Annotated in this window: 18 protein-coding genes; 3 read left to right on the top strand and 15 right to left on the bottom strand. The window is 67.0% G+C overall.

The features are described 5' to 3' along the window. Positions 1 to 4: 4 nt before the first annotated feature. A complete protein-coding gene (locus KHP12_RS13455) occupies positions 5 to 556 on the top strand; it encodes an arginine repressor (protein ID WP_044568653.1) in 552 nt (183 codons plus the stop codon). 141 nt (positions 557 to 697) lie between these two features. Here the strand turns inward: KHP12_RS13455 and KHP12_RS13450 are convergent, their stop codons facing one another. Further along, complete coding sequence (locus KHP12_RS13450) at positions 698 to 1708, bottom strand: bile acid:sodium symporter family protein (RefSeq protein ID WP_308016769.1); 1011 nt, start codon at positions 1706 to 1708, stop codon at positions 698 to 700. 66 nt (positions 1709 to 1774) lie between these two features. Beyond that, a complete protein-coding gene (locus KHP12_RS13445) occupies positions 1775 to 2365 on the bottom strand; it encodes a pyridoxamine 5'-phosphate oxidase family protein (RefSeq protein ID WP_086883474.1) in 591 nt (196 codons plus the stop codon). 51 nt (positions 2366 to 2416) lie between these two features. On the opposite strand from KHP12_RS13445, the gene KHP12_RS13440 reads away from it, so the two are divergent. Then, positions 2417 to 2803, top strand: coding sequence for a DUF488 domain-containing protein (locus tag KHP12_RS13440; protein ID WP_086883473.1), 387 nt, complete (start codon positions 2417 to 2419; stop codon positions 2801 to 2803). Positions 2804 to 2815: 12 nt separating this feature from the next. Here the strand turns inward: KHP12_RS13440 and KHP12_RS13435 are convergent, their stop codons facing one another. The 13 genes from KHP12_RS13435 to KHP12_RS13370 all read right to left on the bottom strand — a co-directional run bounded on the left by KHP12_RS13435 (position 2816) and on the right by KHP12_RS13370 (position 22345). Next, positions 2816 to 3280 carry a hypothetical protein gene (locus KHP12_RS13435; RefSeq protein ID WP_143678163.1) on the bottom strand — a complete coding sequence of 155 codons (465 nt, stop codon included), beginning with the start codon at positions 3278 to 3280 and terminating at the stop codon, positions 2816 to 2818. A gap of 77 nt (positions 3281 to 3357) precedes the next feature. After that, positions 3358 to 5235, bottom strand: coding sequence for an alpha/beta hydrolase (locus tag KHP12_RS13430; protein WP_086883471.1), 1878 nt, complete (start codon positions 5233 to 5235; stop codon positions 3358 to 3360). A gap of 9 nt (positions 5236 to 5244) precedes the next feature. Next, on the bottom strand, positions 5245 to 5679 hold the full coding sequence (locus tag KHP12_RS13425; RefSeq protein WP_244203035.1) for a hypothetical protein: 435 nt from the start codon (positions 5677 to 5679) through the stop codon (positions 5245 to 5247). 167 nt (positions 5680 to 5846) lie between these two features. Next, complete coding sequence (locus tag KHP12_RS13420; RefSeq protein WP_372455298.1) at positions 5847 to 6587, bottom strand: FAD:protein FMN transferase; 741 nt, start codon at positions 6585 to 6587, stop codon at positions 5847 to 5849. A 47-nt stretch (positions 6588 to 6634) separates the two neighbouring features. Next, complete coding sequence (locus KHP12_RS13415) at positions 6635 to 7111, bottom strand: FMN-binding protein (RefSeq protein ID WP_210610181.1); 477 nt, start codon at positions 7109 to 7111, stop codon at positions 6635 to 6637. Positions 7112 to 7124: 13 nt separating this feature from the next. Continuing rightward, positions 7125 to 8453 carry a ferredoxin reductase family protein gene (locus KHP12_RS13410; protein ID WP_051573977.1) on the bottom strand — a complete coding sequence of 443 codons (1329 nt, stop codon included), beginning with the start codon at positions 8451 to 8453 and terminating at the stop codon, positions 7125 to 7127. 175 nt (positions 8454 to 8628) lie between these two features. Continuing rightward, positions 8629 to 9483: an endonuclease/exonuclease/phosphatase family protein gene (locus KHP12_RS13405; protein ID WP_211832991.1), complete on the bottom strand. Its 855-nt coding sequence runs from the start codon at positions 9481 to 9483 to the stop codon at positions 8629 to 8631. 289 nt (positions 9484 to 9772) lie between these two features. Then, the gene (locus tag KHP12_RS13395; protein ID WP_211832990.1) at positions 9773 to 11905 is read right to left on the bottom strand and encodes a UvrD-helicase domain-containing protein; all 2133 of its coding nucleotides are present in this window, start codon (positions 11903 to 11905) and stop codon (positions 9773 to 9775) included. A gap of 27 nt (positions 11906 to 11932) precedes the next feature. Beyond that, positions 11933 to 13507, bottom strand: coding sequence for a serine/threonine-protein kinase (locus KHP12_RS13390; protein WP_308036091.1), 1575 nt, complete (start codon positions 13505 to 13507; stop codon positions 11933 to 11935). Positions 13508 to 13630: 123 nt separating this feature from the next. Continuing rightward, complete coding sequence (locus KHP12_RS13385; protein WP_211834844.1) at positions 13631 to 16843, bottom strand: type I restriction endonuclease subunit R; 3213 nt, start codon at positions 16841 to 16843, stop codon at positions 13631 to 13633. Between the two features lie 5 nt (positions 16844 to 16848). After that, entirely contained in the window at positions 16849 to 18147 is a 1299-nt protein-coding gene (locus tag KHP12_RS13380) for a restriction endonuclease subunit S (protein WP_211832989.1), read from the bottom strand. Then, positions 18144 to 20144, bottom strand: a complete 2001-nt coding sequence (locus KHP12_RS13375; RefSeq protein WP_246643105.1) for a type I restriction-modification system subunit M — start codon at positions 20142 to 20144, stop codon at positions 18144 to 18146. The genes KHP12_RS13380 and KHP12_RS13375 overlap by 4 nt, the downstream gene beginning before the upstream one ends. Before the next feature lie 107 nt (positions 20145 to 20251). Further along, positions 20252 to 22345 carry an N-6 DNA methylase gene (locus tag KHP12_RS13370; protein ID WP_211832987.1) on the bottom strand — a complete coding sequence of 698 codons (2094 nt, stop codon included), beginning with the start codon at positions 22343 to 22345 and terminating at the stop codon, positions 20252 to 20254. A gap of 143 nt (positions 22346 to 22488) precedes the next feature. On the opposite strand from KHP12_RS13370, the gene KHP12_RS13365 reads away from it, so the two are divergent. After that, a complete protein-coding gene (locus tag KHP12_RS13365) occupies positions 22489 to 23328 on the top strand; it encodes a ParB N-terminal domain-containing protein (RefSeq protein WP_211832986.1) in 840 nt (279 codons plus the stop codon). Positions 23329 to 23338 lie beyond the last annotated feature (10 nt).

The raw sequence follows: 23338 nt of genomic DNA, 5'->3' as shown, positions 1-23338 counted from the left end.
ACCGATGACCGAGGCGCAGCACACCGACGCGCAGGACGCGGGCCACGGCGGACCGGCCGTGCCGCAGACCCGCACCGCACGCCACCGCCGGATCGTGGACATCCTGAACCGGCAGGCCGTGCGCTCCCAGAGCCAGCTCGCCAAGCTGCTCGCGGACGACGGGCTCTCCGTCACCCAGGCGACGCTCTCCCGGGACCTGGACGAGCTGGGCGCGGTGAAGATCCGCAACACCGGCGGTGAGCTGATCTACGCGGTGCCGAGCGAGGGCGGCGACCGTACGCCGCGCGCCCCGCTCGGCGAGTCGGCGAGCGAGGCGCGGATGGCCCGGCTGGCGGGTGAGCTGCTGATCTCGGCGGAGGCGTCGGCCAACCTCGTGGTGCTGCGCACTCCGCCGGGCGCCGCCCAGTTCCTCGCCTCGGCCATCGACTCGGCGGAGCTGCACGACATCCTCGGCACCATCGCGGGCGACGACACGCTCCTGCTGATCAGCCGCGACCCACTGGGCGGCCAGGCGCTCGCCGACCATCTGCTGCGACTGGCCCAGAAGGAGCGCTGAGGCGCCCCGTAGGGGCGTGGGGCTGTGTCGATGTGCGGCTCCGCCGCGGCTGTGTCGATATGCGGCTCCGCCGCGTGGGCGATCCGCCACGACGCAGCCGCGGATGAACGACCGCACCTCGCGGCACGTCCCGCGGAGCGCTTAGGCGCTCCGGTTCCGCGCACGGTACGACATCCAGGCCGCCACCACCGCCCCCGAGACGTTGTGCCAGACGGAGAACACCGCGGCCGGGAGCGCGGCCAGCGGGCTGAAGTGGGCGGCGGCCAGGGAGGCGGCGAGCCCGGAGTTCTGCATACCGACCTCGAAGGCCATGGCCCGGCTGGCGGGCGCGCCCAGCCGGGCCAGCTTCCCGGCCCCGTAGCCCAGCGCCAGGCCGAGCCCGTTGTGGAGCACCACGGCGAGCAGCACCAGCGCCGCCGCCGACTTGATGGCGTCCGCGCTGGCGGCCACCACGATGGCCACGATCACGCCGATGGTGACGGCCGACAGCCAGGGCAGCAGCCCCAGCAACCGCTGGATGAACCGCCCGGCGACCAGCCGTACGACCAGCCCCCCGACCACCGGCAGCAGTACGGTCTTGAGGATGTCGGTGACCATCGACTCCGCGTCCACCGGCAGGAACTCCCCGGCAAGCAGCAGCGTCAGCGGCGGGGTGACCAGCGGCGCGAGCACCGTGGAGACGGTGGCGACGGACACCGACAGCGCCACATCGCCGCGCGCCAGATACGTCACCACATTGGAGGCCGTTCCGCTCGGCGCACAGCCGACCAGGATGACACCGGCCGCCAACTGCGGGGAGAGACCGAGGGCGTGGGCGATCAGCCACCCGAGACCCGGCATGATCACATAGTGCGCGACCAGCCCGAGCGCCACCGCCCAGGGCCGCTTGGCCACACCGGAGAAGTCCCGCGGGGTCATGGTGAGCCCCATGCAGAACATGACCACGCCGAGCAGATAGGGCACGTTCGGCGCCCAGCCGCTGAAGGTGCCGGGCGTGACGAGGCCCGCCGCGCCGGCGGCGAGGACGAGGAGGGGGAAGACGGTGACGGCCCGCCGGGCCGCGCGGTCGGCGGCGGCGGGCTCCGGCGACGAGGGCGCCTGCCCCGCCGTCGTCGGGGAGTTGTCCGCGGAGCTCTTCGATTCGGATCGCACCGCGTGATGGAACGCTTCCGGAGGTGCCTTCCGCAACACCGTCTCGTTATGTGGTCACTGCACCCACTATGTGGAACTCAGTGGCGGCAGCGGCAGTGGAAGCCCCGGCAGACCGTCGATGCTGCTGGCGATGTGCTCCTTCTTGTGGAAGTAGCGGTCCAGCGATTCGTCGTCCTCCCGCCGGAAGCGGGAGGCGTGCAGCGGGCGGTCCTCGCGGTAGTCCAGATACGGCACCGCATACCCGCAGGTGTCCCGGATCAGCTCGGCCGTCACCACGATGACCGCCCGCAGCCCGTGGTCCTCGACATCGATGTCCGGGAAGTGCGTCAGCAGCGCGGGGAAGCGCGGATCGTCACGGAACACCGGCTCGCCCCGGCCGTGCACGCGCACGATGTTCGGCGGGCCGGTGAAGGCGCACCACATCAGGGTGATCCTGCCGTTCTCCCGCAGATGGGCGATGGTCTCCGCGTTGCTCCCCGCGAAGTCCAGGTAGGCCACGGTCAGTTCGTCGACCACGGCGAAGGAGCCGGTCAGCCCCTTCGGGGAGAGATTCACCGTGCCGTCCCCGGCCAGCGGGGCGGTGGCGGTGAAGAACATCTTCTGCTCTTCGATGAAGGTGCGGAGTCTGCCCTCGATACGTTCGTACACCTTTCCCATGTGGCGCATTATCCCTGCGGGTGGTCGCCGGGTCGATGTTTCCATGGGCGTATGGCCACCAAGAAAGCCTCCGCGAGCAAGCCCGAGCTCCGGATCCGCCGGGTGTACGACGCCCCCGACCCGGACGACGGCACCCGCGTCCTGGTGGACCGCGTCTGGCCGCGCGGCCTCGCCAAGGCCGACGCCCAGCTGGACGACTGGGTCAAGGACGCCGCCCCGTCCACCGAGCTGCGCCGCTGGTACGGCCACGACCCGGACCGCTTCCCGGAATTCACCCGCCGCTACCGCGCCGAGCTCACCACCCCGGAGCGCCGCGAGGCCGTCGCCCACCTCCGCGAGCTGACCGCCTCCGGCCCCCTGACCCTCCTCACGGCCGTGAAGGACCTCGACCACGGCCATGTCCAGGTGCTGGCCGAGGCGATCCGCGACCAGGGGTGAGCGCCGCGACGGTCAGCCGCTCGGTGCGTTGTCGTCGCGGAAGCATCGGGAGGTGACATCGACGGAGATCAACGGCTCATGGCCGTCCTGGCCCTTCATCCAGGTGACCTCGAGATGGGTATGCGTCTTCGTGTGGACCGCCACGATCTCCAGGTTCCGGTTCTTGCTGCTGTCCGGCCCGTGTCGCAACACCTTCCAGCCCTTCTTCGGCAGTTGGTCCACGAGGCGGCCCATCCCTTTACCGAGGGCGGTGTTGTCCACGCCGTACAGCGACCATGGATGGGCCACGACCCGGTAGCGCGGTCTGTCATCACCACCGGTGTCGCAGAAGTTGGTCATGGGCCCGGGTTCGGTCACCTGGCCTTTGACCCGCAGCATCTCCAGGACTCTGCTGGACAGCGAGCCGACTTCGTCCTCGACCTCCCGCTTGTCCCGCGCCGCGGGTTCGTAGCCGAGTTTGTTCTCGTCACTGTCCACGGAGGAACATCCCACCATCGGTAGCAGGGCACATGGCAGCACCAGAGCCATCCGGATACGACGTCGACCGATGCGCGTCACCAATGTGCTTCCCTATACAGTTTGACATCGTCGTATCTCCCGACAATGACCTTGGCTTGATTTTCCAGACTGACGGACGGTCTGTCGTTCTCCTCGTTCCAGAAACCGCCGTGACTGGGGGAGTCGCTTGCCATGAGATTCGCGCCGAATGCCTCGTCCGTGGGAATGATTCTGTTATCGCCGAGACCGGCGAGTCGCCCCCCTTCCCTGACCCATCTGTCTTCGCCGCCGCCGGCCATGGCCCATACGTGCTTCGGATTGAGGCCGAGATCCGCGGCACGGTCCACCTGCATTCCGGGACTGCCCACGGCGATGATGTCATCGGCGACGCGATAATCACTGGGGTATTTGGTTGTGTCGCCGATGACTGTACTGCCATAGCTGTGGCCGATGAGGGTGGTGTGCGCGGTGTCCCCGGTGGCCGACCGATGGGCCGCCTCCGCGCCGTCCATGAAATGCCGGAGCGTGGGCGCGGCCTTGCTCGCATAGGAGTCGTGCCGTGCCTCGGGGTCGATGTCTCCGGCGTCACCGGGCTTCGCCGAGCGCGGTGCGTCGTAGTCGAACCAGGTGATGGTCGAGGTGGATTCCCCAGGGGCCAGCTTGTTGCTCTGCCGCCACAGGCGATCACTCTTGTCGATTTCGTCGTCGATATTCCCCAGAACCGTTTTGGTGCCTGGCACGAACACCGCCGTGTGGTCGGCGGTATCCGGGTTGCCGTTGGCGATGATGACCCTTCCATCCTTGTTCGCGAAGGGATCGAAGCCGAGTAGATACGCTTTCGGCAGGTCCTGGGTCCCCGTCTGCTCGAAGCGCCGCTGAATGATGTCCATTCCGGATATAGCGTTGTCCAGCTGCTTCTTCCGGTCGTTCCACTTGCTCCACTCCACCGTATTCACTTTCCCCACCGCTTGCCCGGTCTCGGGGTCGTAGAGCACCTTGGTCTGCTGGGGCTCCTGCGCCAGCAGACGAGTGCGTTCCTCCGTGACCTGGGCGCGGGACTCCGCGAGGACGGTACGGTTCGCCTCGTCGCGGACTTCAGCGGGGAGCCCGTCCAGATCACCCACGCCGGCGGGGTGCAAAGAGAGGTACGCGTCCTGCTCCTCTGGCGAGAGGCCCCGCCACCAGGCGGCGTTCGCTATCGGATCACCGTGTTTGGGAGGGGGCTTGATGTCGTCCAGATAGCTCTTGGCGGCCTTGCGGACACCGCCGGTGTCTTTCTCGACGTCGATCCAGTCCTTGGACGAGACGGTCAAGTCGTCATCGGCTTTGAGCCGCCGCAGCTTCGGGGCCCACAGCTCGTCGGCCTCGGTGGCTTCTTTGACCGCTTCGGCTATCCGGTTGGCGTACTCGATGGCCCTGCCGAAGTAGGGGTTCGGGTGTTGTGCCGCCGCCTGCCGGTCGAGCGCGTCGGCGAGGGACGACGGGTCGACCGGGTCGAGTGGACTGCCGCCCCGGTCACCCCCGGCGCTGCCGGTCACTTTCCCACCCTCCGGCACCTTGCCGTCGACCTTCTCACCCCCTGCCGGGTAGCTGACCGAGCCGTCGGCGTTCACCGTCATCTTGTCGGCACGGGCGTCCTCGACGGCGGCCTCGAGCTTCTTCTTGGCGGCCTCCATCTCGGAGAACAGCGCTGTGAGGGCCGTGGTGAGCAGGCCGCACTCGACCTGGACGTAGTGGAAGTTCTGCCACAGCTCCCGTAACTGCTTGAGGGCGGCACTCGCGGCCTCGCCCTCGAGATCGGCCTGCATCCTGCCCGCGATCCGCTGCTCCAGGATGTCCTTGGCCCCGCTGACCAGATCCCTGGTGGCGCGGTACCCGGCCGCCGCATCCTCGAACTCGGACGGCTGGAGAGCCTTCAACGCCGCGTAGTCCATCTGCTCGGATCACCGGCCCCGGCTTTGGCCGCCCACCTGTGGGGTGTCTTCGTAGCGTTTCTCCAGTGCCTCGAACGCGTCCTGGACGGCCTTGTCGTTCTTGTAGTGGTTCTGGCCCGCCTTTTCCAGTCGTCCCTTGAGCGCGTCGCATCTGCCCGTCACATTGTCCAGGTATCGCTTCCAGGACTGGTAGACCTCCCGCTGGGCGGCGATGCACTGCGAGCCCGGAGCGGCAGTGGGACCGATCACGGGGAGCACCGCCAGCGGGTCGAAGCCCCCGCGGTTCTTCTGCCCCCGCTCCAGCTCCGTCAGCGCGATCTTGGCGATCTCCTTGACCGTTCCGACTCCGCTTGCCGCCGCGGTCCATGCCTTCTTGTCGGACCGGAGGCCACCCGAGTCACCGCCCTTGCCCCATCCGTCGGCGCTCGCGAGTCTCGTGCTCACGTCCGTGGCGGCACCTGCTTTGATGTGCGCCCACTCCTGCTCAAAGGTCGTCACGACCTCTGCCCCCCGGTCTGTGATGGAAAAACCACACAAAGTATAGGGAGGGGAGCGGACGGACACCTGAGTATCCCTACTCAGGGTGTCAGTGTCGGATCGGACAACCGGCCCTATACGCACAGCTCCGCCGAGTAGCGGGCGAAGCCGCTGGTGTACCAGGTGGAGCCGTCCGCGGTGATGACGAACGCCTCGGCGTCGGGGAGCCGTCCCAGCCAGGGGCGGGCGCGTTCGGCGCCCATGGCGCAGGCCGCGGTGGCCACGGCGTCCGCGTCGGCCAGGCTGGTGGCGATCACCGTGACCGAGGCCAGGCCCTGCGCCGGGGGACGGCCGGTGTGGGGGTCCAGGATGTGGCAGCCCCGCTCGGCCGGGCCCGAGGTGGCCACCGCCAGCTCGCCGTGGGCCTCCACGATCGCGGCCAGCTCGCCCCGGCGCAGCGGATCGGCGATGCCCACCCGCCAGGGGCCGCCGTGCACCTGGACGTCGCCGCCGCCGTTCACACACACCGACCCGGCGCCGGAGGAGACCAGCATCCGGGCGGCGCGCTCCACCGCCCAGCCCTTGACCAGGCCGGTCGGGTCGAGGCGGCCACCGGCGTAGCGGGCGGTGAACCAGCCGCCGCTGCGGTGCTCGGCGTCCTCGCACATCCGCAGCACATCGCGGACCTCGGGATCGCAGCGCGACAGTGTCAGCTCACCGCGCCCCAGCCGGCTGATCTGGCTGTCCCGGCGATAGGTGGAGAACAGCTCGTCCACCCGGTGCAGCCCCACCACGGCCCCGTCCAGCGCGGCCTGTACCCGGGGCCGGTCGGCGGGCGCGACCTCGCGGATGTCGAAGGAGAAGACGGTGCCCATGACGTGCTCGACATGGCGCAGCGGCTCGGGTTCGTCCATTCCGTACGTCACTTGGCACCTGCCTTGTCGAGCGCGCTCTGGAGCGACTTGGCGTAGCCCTCGCTGGTGTAGGTGGCCCCGGAGACCGTGTCCACCTTCGCCGCGGACACCGCCTGCTGGTTGAGCTTGGGGATGGAGTCCTTGGCGATCTGCTCGCTGCGCGGCCCGGAGTCCGGGGTCTTGACCGCCTGCGCGCCGGTGATCTTCCCGCCGTTGACGGTGAGGCTCACCTGGACCGGGCCGTACTGCGTCTGCACGGCGTCGCCGGTGACCGTACGGGCGCCGCCCGCACCCGCCCCGGCCCCCGCGCCCGCCCCGCCCGGCCGTGCCGTGGCCGCGACCGGGGGCGCCTGCCCCGGCTGGTTCTCGGCGACGGCCTGGCCGCCCCCGGAACCGGGCTGCTTCAGTGCGAGCAGCAGCACCACACCGGAGACGGTGGCGGCCGTTCCCACGATGATGCGGCGCAGCGGATGCTTCCTCTTCATGGCTTCACCTCGGTCACAGCTCGAAGGATTCGTGGTGGATCCGGCGATCCGGAACCCCCGCCTCACGCAGCGCCCCGTACGCGTGCTCGGCCAGGCCCGGTGGGCCGCACAGATAGACGTCGTGGTCCTCGATATCGGGGAGCAGATGGCCGAGCCGCTCCGCGGTGATCTCCGGCCGGGCGCCGTCCGGGCCGTTCACCGCGTACAGCAGCCGGGCCCCGCGCTCGGTCGCGATCTGCTTCAGCTCGTTCCACAGGGCCAGGTCCTCGACGCTGCGGGCCCGGTAGAGCAGGGTGAGGTCGCTGCCCTTGCCCGGCAGCGTCTCGAACAGCGCCCGGATCGGGGTGATCCCGGCACCGCCCGCGATCATCAGCACCTTGCCGCGGCTGCGCCGGGCCGCGGTCATCGCGCCGTACGGCCCCTCCGCCCACACCCGCGTCCCCGGCTCCAGCGAGGCCAGCCCCGTGCTGTGGCCGCCCACCGCCTTCACCGTGATCCGCAGCAGCTCCGGCCGGGGCGGCGCGGAGAGCGAGTACGGATGGGAGCCCCAGCGCATCCCCGGGGCCAGGAACCGCCATCGGAAGAACTGCCCGGCCTGCGCCCCGATCCGGTGCAGCTTGCGCCCCTTGATCAGCACCGACACCACTCCGGGCGCCTCCGGTACGACGGCCTCCACCCGCATCCGGTGCCGCAGGTTCAGCCGCAGCGGCACCAGCAGCCGGTACCAGACCACCAGCGCGGTGACCGTGCCGTACAGCGCGTACCAGGCGGTCTCCGCGGTCTTGTTCCCGACGAACTCCGCGCCGGTGGCGAGCTGGTGCCAGAACGTCAGGAAGACCGCCAGATAGGTGAACAGATGCAGGTAGTACCAGACCTCGTACGGCATCCGGCGGCGCACCATCCCCGCCGAGATCAGCCCGATCACCACCAGCATCGCGGTGCCGACCACCGCCTTGATCATGTCCGGGTAGTCCATCACCACGGTGACGGACTGGTCGACGAGGCCGGTGCCGGCCTGCTCCGCGTAGCCCGCGATGATCAGTCCGACATGCGCCACGATCAGACACAGCGCGTACCGCCCGCTCAACGCGTGCCACCGCGAGACCCGGTCCGACCCCACCCGCCGCTCCAGCGCCGGAACGCGCGCCATCTGGAGGACGACGAGGGCGAGGACATAGCCGCCGAGCAGCCCGCTGAGCCGCCCGGCGTGGGTCAGCCACTGTGCGGTGCCCTCGACGTTCGGAGTGTTCTGCCACCACAGCGACAGCACCGCCGCCGCACCTGCCAGGCTGAGCAGGATCAACGGCACGGCGGGCGAACGGCGAGGCTGGATGCGGCGCATGGCCTGCCGCCGCCCGGCCCGGCTGTTCAGTAGCGTCGTCACGGCCTGTCCCCTTCCCTTGGGCTCCGGCGCAAGGGAATACGGCCCCGAGCGCGGGATGACTCAAAGGCCGTCGGGATTCACAGGTTTCGGCCGTGGCTCACAGGTCCGGCTCAGGATTCACAGGTTTCGGGCGTCACCGGCGGTGGCGCACGGGCAGCAGCAGCTCGCTCACCACCGGCAGGTGGTCCGACGCCTCCGGGTCCGCCGTGAACACCTGGGCGGTGAGCGGGCGCAGGTCGCGGGAGGGGAGGAGGAAGTCGATACGGGCGTGCGGGTTGACGGAGTCGTAGGTGAAGCCGTCGCCGGTCCCGGCCTGGGGCCATACATCGCCGAGCACGTCGGTCAGGGTCCGGATCTCCGGGGTCTCGGACGTGGCGTTCAGATCGCCGACCAGGATGGTGCGCTCGGGGGAGGAGCCGAGGAGCTCGACGATCCGGGCGGACTGCCGCTCGCGCTCCTGGCTGTCGTTGTGCTGGAGATGCGTCACCGCGAAGTCGACGCAAGCGCCGCGCACGTCCAGCGTGGCCCGGAGCAGACCGCGCTGCTCATGGCCCGGGACGAGCGGCAGAGGGGTGTTGGCCCAGGACCGGATCGGCCAGCGGGAGAGCACCGCGGTGCCGTACTGACGGCGCGGCCGGCCGGGCTCCTCCGGGTCCAGGTCGAGGTTGGCGCCGAAGGCGTGCCGCATCCCCAGCCGCTCGCCCAGCCAGGCGGGCTGGTCGACGAAGCCGCTGCGCTTCCAGAACCGGTCGACCTCCTGAAGGCCGACGACGTCCACCCGCATGGCCTGGATCACCCGGGCGACGCGGTCCAGGTCGAGTACGTCGGCGGGGCTCGCGCCGTGGTGGATGTTGAACGTGGCCACGCGCAGCGGCCGCGGGCCGGTGGCGGCGGCCGCCACCCCGGACGTCCCGGCGGCGGTGGCCGCGAGGCCGGCCGCCGCGGCGAGGAACCGGCGGCGGCTGGGGGCAGGGTTCAGCTGATTCATGGCGGTCAGCGTGCGTTCCGGTTCCGAACGCCTTCCCACGGCGCCATGAACGGCCTTGGGCGGGTGGGAGTCGTCTCGGCCGGAGCCGCTTACGGTCGACTCGCGACGTGGACACGAAGGCGTTCCACGCGGTGGGGGAGAAAACGAGTTGAGGGCCATGCCCCTCCTTGGAGCCCTGGACGTGACGGTGCGGGTCAGGCGGCGACCTCGACGTAGCTGTCGCCCTGCGGGCCGCGATAAGTGGATTTGCGCCAGGCGGGGGCGACTTCGAGGCATTAGCCGCCGTCACCTACGCTGTACCGGCTTCTGCAAGAAATGGGCTGGGAGCGCCGCTCCACGACACGTGGAGCCGGTCTCGAGCCCGGGTGCAGGCCACGAAGAGCAGGCATCGTTCGGCGGTGAGGTCCGTATGGTGCTGGATAGGGTCTGCTTCCATGGGTGTGACCGCGCCCGGGTACGGCACTACACCGTCCCGGACACCGATCACGGCGACGCATCGGAACTCCAGGCCTTTGAGTGAATGCATCGTGCCCACTCGAACGCCCTCCGTCTCCGAAGTCTCCTGTCGCAGCCCGAGTGCCGGAATACCCGCTTCCCGTAGATGGCTTACAGCCCGGCCCGCCAGGCGGTTGAACCGGGCTGCGATGGCGATATCGGACAACGCCACGCCTTTGTCGTGCCACTCCTGGACGCATCGGACCAGTTCGTCCAACTCGTCGTCCTGACTCGGTGCGGCGTGCATGGACGGACGTGGGCCATGCAGGGAGGAACGGAATCCCGCCAGGGTCTCGTCGCTGCCGTCGGCGAGCTGTTCGACAGGGCGTCCGTTCAGCAGCGCCATGGACCAAGCCAGGATCTCTTGCGTGCTGCGGTAGTTCTTGCGCATCCGGGTGGATCGCCCGGCGACCGGAATCTCCAGCGATTTGAGAGAGACCTTGGTGTCGTAGATCCGCTGGTGCGGATCCCCGGCGATGAACAGATCGTCCGGTCTCCGAGACACCGTGGCGCGCAGCAGCCGCCACTGCGCGGGGTGGAGATCCTGGGCCTCGTCGACAACGACATGCCGATACAGCGGACCGGAAGAGGCGAGGAGAAGCGCGGCCTCGTCACAAACCCGCAGGTGTGTGCGCGCCTTTCGCGCCGCCAGGTTCTCGTCGAACTCTTCCACGGCTCGCCACAGCTCGGGCCGCCGCGTCGCCGGCAGACGAGAGCCGCGTCCTGCCCGGGAAGCGGCAGCGTACTCGTCGAGAGACCGCAGGCCCTGCGCCAGGATGACGTGCTTGTACTCCTGGGCCAGGAACTGGCCGTTCCAGGGGAGTTCCAGGCGCTTGGAGATCTCATCCCACAGCTCGAGCTCTTCGCTGCTGCTCAGATAGTCGCCCGCTTCTTCTCCCGGTGCTGTGACGATCTGGCGCGCCAGCGCGTTGACCGTGGTGACCTCCACCCGTGCCCGTTGCTGATCGTCTTCCACGAGCTGGGCCAGCCCGTCGCGCAGCGCAGCCGTCAGCGTACCCGTGAAGGTGGTGAGAAGGATCCGTTCGCCCTGCCGCAGATGGCTCAGCAGATGCTTCACGCGGTGCAGGGCGACCACGGTCTTGCCGGTGCCGGGTCCTCCGGTGACCTGGGCGGGGCCGGAATAGCTGGGTCGGTAGGCGACATGTCGCTGAGAGGGGTGGAGGAAGACTCGCCACGCGGCGAACGGCTTCTCCAGGATGTCGGCTAGCTCCTGCTCCCCGGTGACGAGTGCGATCCGGGATGGAGTGCTGCGGATCGCGGTGGCGAGATCCGTACGGTCGAGCGCGGCGGTGGGAGCGCGGTATGCCACGAACTCGCTCCACACCTCCTGGAGGCTCAGCCCCTCAGCGAGAAACTGCAGCACCTGCCACTGATCCTCGGGCATCAGCGGAGCGAAGGCGTCGAGCTGGGCCTTGTCCGTGAGCGAACGCGCGGCGCGCAGCACATCGGCTTCGACTCCAAGCCCTTGCAGATCGTTGTCCGAGTAGTCCGCGAACAGGGGCGATGCGGGAGACCCTGCGGCTTCTGCCTCCCACATCGGGATCAGTTGCTCTGTCGTGACGGCGTCGAGGATCTCCAGGCCGCGGGTCACCGCATTGACACTGGGCACCTGCTTGGCCGCCCAGGCGTACGCGTCGTCGTGCGGAAGGACACGAAGAAGCAGAAACGCCTCGCCACTGTCGGGCGCCAGCACCACGCCCCGATAGAACTTGCTGACCCGGCAGGTGTAGATGTGTTTGTCCCGGGCCCCCTTGGGCTGCTTGAAGTCGAGACCGACGTCTGTCCAGAGCTGTTTGAGCGTCAACTGCTGGAACTTCAAGGCAACCTTGACAGCACCGTCCCGGGCCTTGGAATCGAGCTTCCCGAACTCCTCCAGGAAGCGCGCGGAGAGCGCGAGCTGGGGCATGACGAGTGATCTCTTCCGGTCAGCGGATTACGGGGTGGGGCGGCGGTTGCCGGAGGTCCTGAGACGGATGCGGACGAGGGCGTCCCGGACCTCGCCTGCCTCGCGTGCGGCGGCGCCGTACACTTCGACCAGATCGCGGTACAGCGGAATCATCATCTCGGCCGCCTCGCTCAGCCGACCGCCAGAGAAGAGAAGCTGTCCGACATGGCGGCGCACCTCCAGCACGGGATCCGAAGTTTCGGGGTGGCTGAGCCGGAGCCGCGCGAGCACCTCCTGGTACTCCGCCAACGCTCCGGCGCTGTCACCCAGTTCCATCCGGCAGAAGGCGGCCTGACTGCGGTAGTAGAGAGCGTCCTCAGCACGGTCCGGCCCGGCCGCGCCGATCACCTCGGCGAGTGCGTCGTACTCCGGCAGTGCGCGCCCGTAATCCTCGTCGTAGAACAGCGCGAGAGCATGGATGATCTTGAGGCGGATCATCATGGACTCGTTAGCGGGCCGGGAGGCAAGAGCCTGCGCGAGGATTTCCTCCAGCATGCCCGCGGCCTGGGAGAACCGCTCCTCCTCGACCAGGGCGGCGGCATGGTTGCGCGCCTGGTCCAACTCTTGGTCGGAGATCGCGGGAGCATCCATGAGCGCCGGTGTGGGGGCAGCCTTCTCGGTCACCGGGCGAGGGCGCGGCGCGAGCGGCCGACGGTACGGGGTCGTGGGGTCCGGCGGGCCCGGCGACTGCGGCGCGTCGGTCGGCTGGGCATCGGGCGGCGGAAGGAACGGTACGAGCCGGTCGTGGACGTCCTGCGCGCAGGCGGGCCGCTCATGCGGCACCTTGGCCAGTAGCTCCAGGGTGAGCGCCTCTAGGGCCTCGTCGACCTCGGCACGCAGTTCCCGCAGCGGCGTAGGCCAGCCGTACATGTGCCCTTCCATCAGGGCGAACTCCGACTCGGCGTCGAACGGACGCCGGCCAGCCAGCAGCTCGTACAGGATGCAGCCGAGGGAGTAGAGGTCACTGCGCGGGCTGACGGCCGCGCACTGGATCTGCTCGGGGGACATATAGCGCCGGGTGCCGATGATGTGCCCCGTGGACGTCAGCTTGGTGACGTCGGTCCCCAGTACGGCGGCGATGCCGAAGTCGAGGACCTTCACCGTGCCATCGGCCGCGATCATGATGTTGTCGGGCTTGAGGTCCCGGTGGACCACGGGGACGGCGTGCGCGTGCGAGAGGACCGAGCAGATCTGCGCGACGACGGAGACCGCCCAGGGAATGGGAAGTGGTCCGCGACTGGCGATGATGTTCGTGAGCAGGGTGCCGCGTACCAGCTGCATCACCATGTACACGCCGTCCGCGGACTCGTCGAGCACGGCGTCGTAGATGGCGGGTACACCAGGATGGTCGAACTTGGCGGTCACCCGCGCCTCCCGCCGGAACCGCTCCGCGAACTCCTCGGCATCCGGCCCTGGGCCGGTGAGCTCCCGGCGGATGCGCTTGATCGCCACATCACGATTAAGGACGGGGTCGAAGCCATGCCACACGTCCCCCATCCCGCCAGAGTTGATCTCCGTCCGCAGCTCATAGCGGTCCGCGATGATCTGTACTTCTCCCGACACCCGCCGTGTCCTCCCCGCCCCTGCCGTCTCGCGATCACGTGCGGCCCAGCATTGTCGCTTACATGGCAACGCGTCCACGCCGACACGGGGTTGACGTGGACGTGTGCCCGGTCAACGAGCATTTCAGGCCGCGTCGTCCATGCCCAGCTCGCGTCGCAGCATGCGGTAGGCGTGCCGGCGTAGATCGCGCTTCATCGAATTGCGGTAGTCCGGGTTCGGCGCGAAGTACTGCTCTCCGAGCTCGCGGATGGAATCGAAGTGCTTCATCATCTCGTCGTCCAGGACCGGATCGAAGACATGTTGGAAGCCGTCCGGATCGTCGATGGCGGCCGACCGCTTCACTTTGTCGTTCGCCATCGCGGCCCGCACCGGCTTGATGAGATCGGACTCGGTGAAGTCCGTGCCGTGATCGGCGTTGAAGCGCTCGATCACCTCCGCCAGCGGCGACTTCTCCGGCTCGGACGCGGCAGCGGCGCCACTGCCGAATCCCCCGAGCTCCGCCGGGCCTTCCGGCCTCAGGCTTACGTCGAACTCACCGATCTTCTCGAGCCGTACGTGCGACAGCTGTGTTTCGCCGATGTCGACCCCGCCACCCTCACGGCGGGGCAGCCTGCGCAGCAGATGCTGCCCGAACAGGTGTAGCCGCTCCAGGTCCGTGTCGATGTACGGAACGATCTGCGCGAGAAAGCTGTACTTGCGCACGTAGTCGGCGAGATCGGCGCGGAACTGCTCGGCCGCCTTCTGGTCTGCCGATTCCTGGTCCGCGTCCCCGTCCTCCTCCTTGCTGTCCAGCAGCTTGATGAACCGGTCGCGCGCGGGATCGGTGAGCCGGTAAAGCTCCGCGTGCATCTTCTCCCAGCGGGACTGATCGCCGCCCGCCTCCTCCTCGGCCGCGAGGTACGCGGCGGCGAAGGCCTGCATCTCGCCGTCCGCCAGGATCGGCGGCTGCATGACCGCATACTGTGCGTCATAGATGAGGTTCGGGTCGACCGGCATCGTCTCCGGCTGTTCGAAGAACGGCTTGAACTCGCCCTTGATGTCCTCCGCCTTGTTCGCGAAGTCCAGGACGCACAGGTCTTCCTGCCTCTTGAGGGGATGCGTGCGGTTCAGCCGTGACAGCGTCTGTACGGCGGCGACGCCCTTCAGCCGCTTCTCCACATACATGGTCGTCAGCAGCGGCTGATCGAAGCCGGTCTGGTACTTCTCCGCGACCACGAGAATCCGGTATTCGCGCTCCCGGGCGGCGACGGCCGCTCCCCGCTTGTCGTCGGCCCGGGTGTATGCGAACTTCTTGCGCAGTGCTCCCTCGGAGAAACCGTTCAGCCCGGCCTCCGTGACCTCCTCGTCTCCCTCCTGAAGCGATCCGGAGAACGCGATCAGGACCCCCGGGTCGGGGTGCTCGTTGTCGTCGATGTACTGGTTGATGCTCCGGTACATGTCCAGCGCACTGCGCCGCGACCGGCACACCACCATGGCCTTCGCCCGGCCGCCGAGCCGCCCCCGGGTGTGGCTCAGAAAGTGCTCGACGATCACCTGGGCGTGCTGGGTGACGGTGGACGGGTGGGTGTGCGCGGCGAGCGCCAGCATGGCGTTCGCCTTCTTCTTGTCGACCTCGCGGCTCGCTTCCTTGGGGTCCTTGTTCACCATCTGCCAGTACGTCTCATAGGTGACGTACTGGCGCAGCGGGTCGAGGATGAAGCCTTCCTCGATCGCCTGGCGCATCGAGTAGGTGTGGAACGGCTCGTTCTTGCCCTTCAGGGGGTTGTACGTGCCGAAAAGACCCAAGGTCTTGTGCTTCGGGGTTGCGGTGAAGGCGAAGTAGGAGAGGTTCGGGTTATGGCCGCGGGCCTTGGCGGAGGCGGCGAGTTTGTCATCGGTGGTAAGGGGGGCGGAAGGCGTGGCCTCGGCGTCCACGGCATCCGCGCTGATGCTGGACGCCCCCGATTCCTCGTCGTCCGCGTCCAGCCCGAGGTCGCGCAGCGCCCGCTTGACGTCGGTGGCCGCTTCCCCTGTCTGTGAGGAGTGCGCTTCGTCGACGATGATGGCGAACCTGCTGCCCCGGATCTCGGCCGGCTCGCGGCGCAGGTACGCCAGCAGCGCGGGGAACGTCTGCAGCGTGACGATGACGATCTTCCCGGTCTCCTGCGCGAGCGCGTCCGCGAGCTGGGCAGACTTCGCTCCGCCCTTGCCGCCCACACCTATCACCAGCCCGTTGGTCTGCTGGAAGTCGCCGATGGTCTCCTGCAACTGATCGTCCAGGACGGTGCGGTCGGTGATCACGAGCACCTTGTCGAACACGGGGATGTTGGGTGTGGGGTGTTCGGGGGAGGTGTGCAGGTCGGAGAGGCGGTGTGCCACCCATGCGATGGTGTTGGACTTCCCGGAGCCGGCGGAGTGCAGGATCAGATAGTTGTGCCCGGCTCCGTGGCGGGCGGCGTGCTTGGTGAGTTCGCGGACGGCATGCCACTGGTGGAAGCGGGGGAAGATCAACTTCTTACGGGTGCTGCCGTCGTCCTGCGTTTCCTTCTGGACATGCACGTACCGCTCGATCAGGTCCAGCCAGACGTCCGGGTGCCAGATCTCCTCCCAGAGGTAGGAGGTGCGGTACGTGCCCTCGGGCGCGTCGTCAGGGACGAGCGGATTGCCGTCGCCGCCGGGCCGGCCGGGGCCGTCGGAGCCGGTGTTGAAGGGGAGGAAGATGGTGTCCTTCCCCTTGAGTTTGGTGGTGAGGAACACGTCGGTGGGGTCCACGGCGAAGTGGACGAGGGCCCGCTTGGCGAAGATCGGTTCGCGGTGGTCCCGGCTGGTCCGGTACTGATCGATGGCCTGGGCCGTGCCGGTGCCGGTAAGCGGGTTCTTGAGCTCGGCGGTCGCGACGGGGATGCCGTTGACGAAGAGGGTGAGGTCGAGCTTGTTGCCCTGGTCCTTGTTCTTGGCGGCGTAGGGCAGCTCACGGACGACGGTGAGGCGGTTTGCGTCGTACTCGCGGAGGGCGTCGGGGCTGATGGTGAGGGACGGCTTGAAGTACGCGAGGTCGAAGTGGATGCCGTGGCTCGTGATGCCTTTGCGGAGCACGTGGAGGGTGTCGCGCTTGTCGATGGTTGCGGCAAGCTGCTTGGCGAACTCGTGCTGGGCGGTATTGACATCCCCGCCGTAGTAGCCGACCAGGTTGAGCCAGGCCTTGTTCTGGGTGCGGCCGATGAAGGTGAACAGTTCGCCTGTATCGAGGGCGAGGCCGGGCTGGTAGTGGACGGCGGTGGCGAGCTTCCAGCCGTTGGCCAGCATGCGGTTGACGATGGCGGTGCCGAAGGCTTTTTCCTGGTGGACCTTGCCCATGTTGCTCATTGAACCTGCACCCCCCGTGCAGTGGTTACATCGATTTGGCCGGTGACGGCGGCGGTGAGGAGGGCTCGGCGGCGCTCGGTTAGGACCTTTGTGTGGTCTTCCACCTTCTTGCGAAGCATGTGGTGGAGGTCAAGGTCTCGCTTGAGGCGAGTGGACAGTGCCTGCTGTTCCGACGTCGGTGGACAGGGGATCAAGATGCGCTTTAGATCCCCGATGTTGATGCCTTTGATGGTGGCACCAGTAATCCGTGCCTCAATCTGAGAGGTGACCAACGGGGAAGAAATCACTGCCTGGAGCCAGGCGCGATTTACTCCGGGGCCGACAGAGATCCTTGCCGCGTCCTGGGTCAAGTTTGCATCTGTTAGTTCATCAGGTACTACAGCAATTTCACCTACGCTGCCACGAATTGCGATAACGATATCGCCACCGCAGAGCCTGGACCGTACGTATCTAGATTCAATTTCGGGTGTAGTGCGGTTCAATTGATCTGCGCGCAATCTATTTGCGGCCACATCTCCACCTTTAATAATGGGGATGCCGTGCTCCACATTCGGCCCTGGCAGAACGATTCCGTACATGATGGGCCGGAGGGGCTCCGTCAGGTGCATGAGTGGGACCCATCGCCACCCCTGCGGCAGAGTTTCTCCCACTGTGTTTGCACCGGCGTTAACTGTGCGCGCCAGGAGGGCAGTTTCTCGCTCGTTGACATCTTTGCTGAAACGCTCAAGCAGCGCGCTCAAAACTGTACTGCGTGCGATCTCGGCATCGAGAAAGTCGGCGATGCGACGCTGCTCCGGTAGCGGCGGCACCGGGATCGGAGCGTCTCCAAGGCGGTCGCCGTTCAGCTCGATCTGATTCGTCGCACCCACTACCAGGGCCGCGAAAATGTAGTCCTGGAAAGGTTGGGAGGAGAGCCAGTGATATAGGAAACGAGGAATCACCCGTGAAGGAAGAGTACGAGCCACTGTCACATGGGTGTCCGCCATGCATGGAATACCATCATGCGCTCCTTGAAAATATCCAACCCGTCCTAGAGTGCCAGTCCCGGTCGAGTTGATAAGCACATCGCCAGGCAGAAGGTATCCTCTGAGTTTGCTGGGATCGCCAGTGAAATCATGGAATCGTGTGCGGGTCCAGTCCAATCGTCCGGGCTGGTTGGCCGCTTGACTGATGGCTCGAACAGCACCCTTCTCGACATATTTTGGGGCAGATCCCCGATTCAGAAGAGAGGTGACGTGCTTCAAGCGGGACGCAGACCAGGTCTGCGGCAGCGTGACGCCGAGTACGTCTGTCACTTTGTCACCTCACTCAGTAGCCGCTGAATGTCTTCCTCTAGCGACTTCAGCTCTGCGTCGATCTCTTCCAGCGGCCGTGGCGGCTCATAGACATAGAAGTGCCGGGTGAAGGGGATCTCGTACCCGATCTTCGTCTTCGAGCGGTCAACCCACGCATCCGGGACGTGCGGCAACACCTCACGCTCCATGTACGCGTCGATGTCCTCGTCCAGCGGGATGTTCTCGAAGTCTCGCAGTTCAGGGTCCGGCTCCGTCTCGCCCTTCTCCATCTGAACCTCGCCCTCGGGGTCACGGACCCCAACCGCGTCACGCAAGGCCTTCGCGAATGGCTTGCCCGAAGGCCATAGCAGCCCAGCGCCCACCATGGCCTGGCGGATGGCGTCCCACGCCTCCAGCTTGGTTTCCCACCGCTGCCCCAGTAGCGGTTTGAGTGCGACGGCGAGTTCCTCGCTCATCGCGAACTTCTTGAATCCTGCCGAGGACCGAATCGTCTCCAGCGTTTCTTCCGTGATTTCAAAGCGCAGCTTGAGTGGTCGCTCGACCGTGATGCGCTGGTACCCGAAGTCCTTGGTGTCGTAAATCTTGACCTTGTCGTGCATCGGGTGCTCGGGGTCCTTCACGACTTCACAGGCATCCGTATACAGCTGCGTCAGCTCGGTCATCTGGTCGCGCGAGACGTACTTGCGCTTGTCACCCAATGACTTCCGCATCTTTGTCCAGTGATCACGAGCATCCAGCAAGATCACCTTATCCTTGAGTCTGCGCTCCTTGCGGTTCGACAGGATCCAGAAGTAAGTCGCGATGCCCGTGTTGTAGAAGAGCTGATCCGGCAGCGCCACAACGGCCTCAAGTAGATCCCTCTCTTCAAGAATCCACCTACGGATATCAGACTCGCCAGAGCCCGCCGAACCGCTGAACAGCGGAGAGCCGTTCAAAACAATAGCGATTCGGCTGCCGCCTTCGTACCCTCCCTTGCCGTCAGGAACGGCGGGCTTCATCTTCGAGATCATGTGCTGAAGGAAGAGGAACGAGCCGTCGTTGATACGGGGAAGTCCGGCACCAAAGCGCCCAGAGTGACCTCGCTTATTCTCGTTCTCGATGAAGCTTTTGACCTTCCTCCACTCCACTCCGAATGGCGGGTTGGTCACCAGGTAGTCGAAGGCCTTTTCTTTATGGCCGTCCTCTGTGAAGGAGTTGCCGAACTTGATGTTGTCCGGGGTCTGTTCTTTGATCAACAGGTCGGACTGACAGATGGCGTGTGACTCAGGATTCAACTCCTGTCCGTACAGAACCACCGTTGCATGTGGAGCCAGCCGCTCGATGTGCGCTTTCGTCTCGCTGAGAATGCCGCCCGTTCCGCATGCCGGGTCGAGCACGGTCCTGGTCCTGCCAGCGCTCAGAACTTTCTCGTCGGGAGCGAGCAAGAGGTTTACCATAAGCTGGACGACTTCGCGGGGAGTGAAGTGCTCACCAGCCGGATTGTCCTCAGAAAACTTCCGGATAAGTTCTTCGAAGATATAGCCCATCTGGTGGTTGTCGATGCCGCCTTCGTCCTCGTCGTCCTTGGGGAGCCGGAGGTCGATCTTCGCGAACTCGCCGACCACCAGGTACAGAAGGTCCTTTGACTGGAGGCTCGTGATGTGCTGCTCGAAGTCGTACCGCTCCAGGATCGCCTGGGCGTTGGCCGAGAACCCCCCGACGTAGTCCTGTAGCTGCTTCTTTGCCTGCCTGGGATCCTTGGCAATCGCATCGAAGGTCAAGGGGCTGGAGTTGTAGAACTTATGCTTGGCGGCGCTTAGGAGCCGCATTTCCTGGAGGTGCTCCGGCAGCCCCTGCCCCTTCATCTGGTCAGCGAGAGCGACCACTTCATCCTTCGTCGGTTGCAGCACGCAGTCAAGCCGTCGCAACACCGTGAACGGCAGGATGATCTTGCCGTAGTCATGCGCCCGATAGTCGCCGCGGAGCAGGTCGGCAACCTTCCAGATGAAGTTGACCATCTCCGAGTGCCTGCTGTGGTCCACCAATATCCTTTCGGGCCGCGAGGCGGCTGTTGCGTCAGTGCTTGTGTCCAGTGTGTCGGGCGAGCGCATCGAGGCGCTGGGAATCAGTCGGCCGGAGGCTTCAGGGTGCCCGCCGTCAGGGCGTCGTGTAGCTGTCCCACTACGTCCTCGCCCTGGGCTGTCGCCCGGCGCAGCGCCTCGGTGAAGGAGCGGAGCCGACGGAAGGCCGCCCCGTAAGTTTGCTGCTCTTCGAGTGGCAGAAGGGGGACCTGGAGGCGCCGCGCGTCGACGCGGACGACGGATGAGCCCTGGCTGGCCCGCTGCACATTGGTCGGGTCGGCCAGGAAACCGGCCAGGAACCAAGAGTCGAGTCGGCTCGGATCAGGCCGAAGCAAGTGCAGATTGCGCCCGAGCAGGGCCCGCGCATCCGTCCTCGCGTCGGCCACCCGAGCGGTGTACTTGCCCTCGGACAGGACGGTCGACGGGACGATCACGTCGCCGGCCTCGATGCGTACCGCTCCGTCTTCCGGCTCGGGGATCGTGCCGGACGGCGGGCGGCCCGCGATCACATCAGCGGCCTTGAGTACGGGTTGTCCGGCCATCGAGGTGTCCTGAGAAGCCGGAGGCCCGGTGGTCTTGGGGCGGAGCAGGGTGAGCGCTCCGGTGCGGATCAGGTCGGCGACCGACGCCGTAGTCCACTGATCGGCCGTGCGCGGTGTGCCCCACTCCCTCCCGGGGGAGAGGTTCACCGCCCTGGACAGTGAGGAACTCAGACTGCCCTGACTGCCGCCGAGAGTCCGCCGCAGCTCGTCGGGTCGTGTGATCTCGTACGGCCCGGCAAGACGAGGTGCGGGCGTCAGATCGACGGTGTCGTCCAAGAGGTCGATGATCGGGACGGAGCGGGAGAGCCCTGGCACCTCGCCGTGTTTCTCCGGTGCCGTCAGCAACTCACGCCAGGTGACCTGGGGGCGATCTGGAGACGGCCCCGCAGGGACCGACGGGCAGTTCATGAAGAGCACGTTCTCCATACGAGGCCGCCCTTCGCTTTCCGGGTGTTGCAGCACCCAGATATGCAGACCGATATGCGCGGGCTGAGCGGCCCCCGGCGGCAGGGCGATCACGGCGCGGAGCGCGCCCCGGCGCAGCAGCTCGGCCCGGATACGGCGGCCTGAGCTGCGGGCCGCGACTGCGGGCGGGAGAAGCATGACGACCGGACCGCCGGGGCGTACGCGTGCGAGGCAGTGCTGCACCCAGGCGAGTTCGGATTCCGAACGTGCAGGCAGGCCGTATTCCCAGCGGGAGGCGTAGGCGAGTTCTTCCGCACCCCAATCCCGCTGGCTGTACGGCGGATTACACAGCACCGCGTCGATCTCCGGTCCGTAGGCACGGTCTTCGTGGAGCGCGTCCCCACTGCGGATCGTAGAGCCTTCGCCGGGGCCCGTGAGCCGCACCGCCATTTGGGCCGCCGCGAGCTGCGCGATGGGGAGATCCTTTTCCTCCCCGTAGACGTAGCCGGCGCCCTGGACACGGGCCGCCTCCAGCAAGTCTCCGGTGCCACACGAGGGATCTAGGACGGTACGGAATGAGCCGGCCGGGGTCGCGGCCCTGGCGAGTGTCGCCATGAAGGCGGCGACGGGCATGGGAGTGCCCGGCACGCGCCCCCGCGTTTCGCTGCGGAACCGTGTCAGGAGTGTCCCCAACACCTCGGCGGGCGGGCGCTTCGTTACCGCGTTTGACAGGTCCCGCATCAGATTAGGGGATCGCAAGAGTGCGAGAGGCCCGGGCATCTCGGGAAGAGTGCGGCCGATCTCCCGGAGTATCTCGCCGCCCAGCTCGGCATCCAGGTCCGGGCCCCCGCCAGGGCGTACGTACATCGCGTCCGGCGATGTATGGCCTGCGCGCTCCAGGAATACCAGGAACAGGGCGGCCCGCGCCACGGCCGCGCCGAGCCCGGCGTCGTCGGCCTCGCGCAGTACCCCCCGCCACAGCTTCTGGTCTTCCGTTGGCTCCGGGAGTCGGCCGTGATCGCCCAGCCAGCTCTCCACTTCCTCCAGGTCGAAGGAAGGGCGTGCCTCTGTGCCGCCCGCGGGCTTGGGGAAGTCGGCATGCCTCCGTCGCCAGTTGGTCACAGTCGCGCGACCAACGCCCGCGATGCGGGCAATGTCGGACGTGCTCACCGTGGTCTGCTGACCGGACACCAGCCCTCCCCTTCACTTTTGTCGAACAAGCGCGAACAGTACAGCACGGCGGGAGCTCGATTGACAATGCTTTCATGTGTTGCTCTGATTGGGGAACGTCATCCTCGGCTCTCATCGCCGAGGTCCAGCGGAGGGGGGATGTCATGGACACCCAGGTCGAAGAGATCACGCCTGCCAAGGCCCGCGAATGGTTAGAGCTCAACACCAGGAACCGGCCCTTGAGTCAGGCGTTCGTCAACCAGCTTGCCCAGCAGATCAAGAGGGGGGAGTGGCAGCTCACCCACCAGGGCATCGCGTTCGACGAGCATGGCGTGCTGATCGACGGCCAGCACCGGCTTGCCGCGATCATCAAGGCAGGCGTCCCTGTGAAGTCAGCGGTGACGCGAGGGGTCGCGTCCTCCGCGTTCACGGTCATGGACACGGGCCGGAAGCGGAGCGGACGTGACGCGCTGGCTCTCGCGGGGGAAGAGAACAGCGTGCATCTGGCCGCCGCGCTACGTGGGCTGCACATGTACCTGACCGCGCCCGAGTCGGCCTGGAGCGGGCAGAGCTCGGTGATCAGCAACGATCAGCTGCTCGCCGTCCTCGGTGAGCACCCGGGCATGCGGGAGGCGGTCAAGCGCGGCGTGGCGATGAACAAGGGGTTCCGGATCACCGTGACCGCTGCGGCCATCGGCTGGTATACGACGACCGGGGCACGGCCGGACATCGAGCAGCAGCCGTGGCTCGATGGGCTGGTGACCGGCGCGGGTCTCCGTGTCGGCGACCCCCGGCTCACGCTGCGCAACACGCTCCTCAGCCTGGCGGCCGGTAAGGCCCACCGCAAGCGCGATGACTCACGTGAGCACCTGCTGTACTACCTCAAGTCCTGGAACGCGTGGGTTGAGGGCCGCGATATGAAGCTGCTACGGCGCTCGCCCGGCGAGAAGATGCCGAGGATCTCGCGGTACACGGCGCCGCCGAGGTTCGCGGAGGGGGCGTAGGGCTGCACCT

This window comes from Streptomyces asiaticus (genome assembly GCF_018138715.1).
Taxonomy (GTDB): domain Bacteria; phylum Actinomycetota; class Actinomycetes; order Streptomycetales; family Streptomycetaceae; genus Streptomyces; species Streptomyces asiaticus.
Note: the sequence above shows the minus strand (reverse complement) of the source record. Positions and strands in the feature narration are given on the sequence as shown.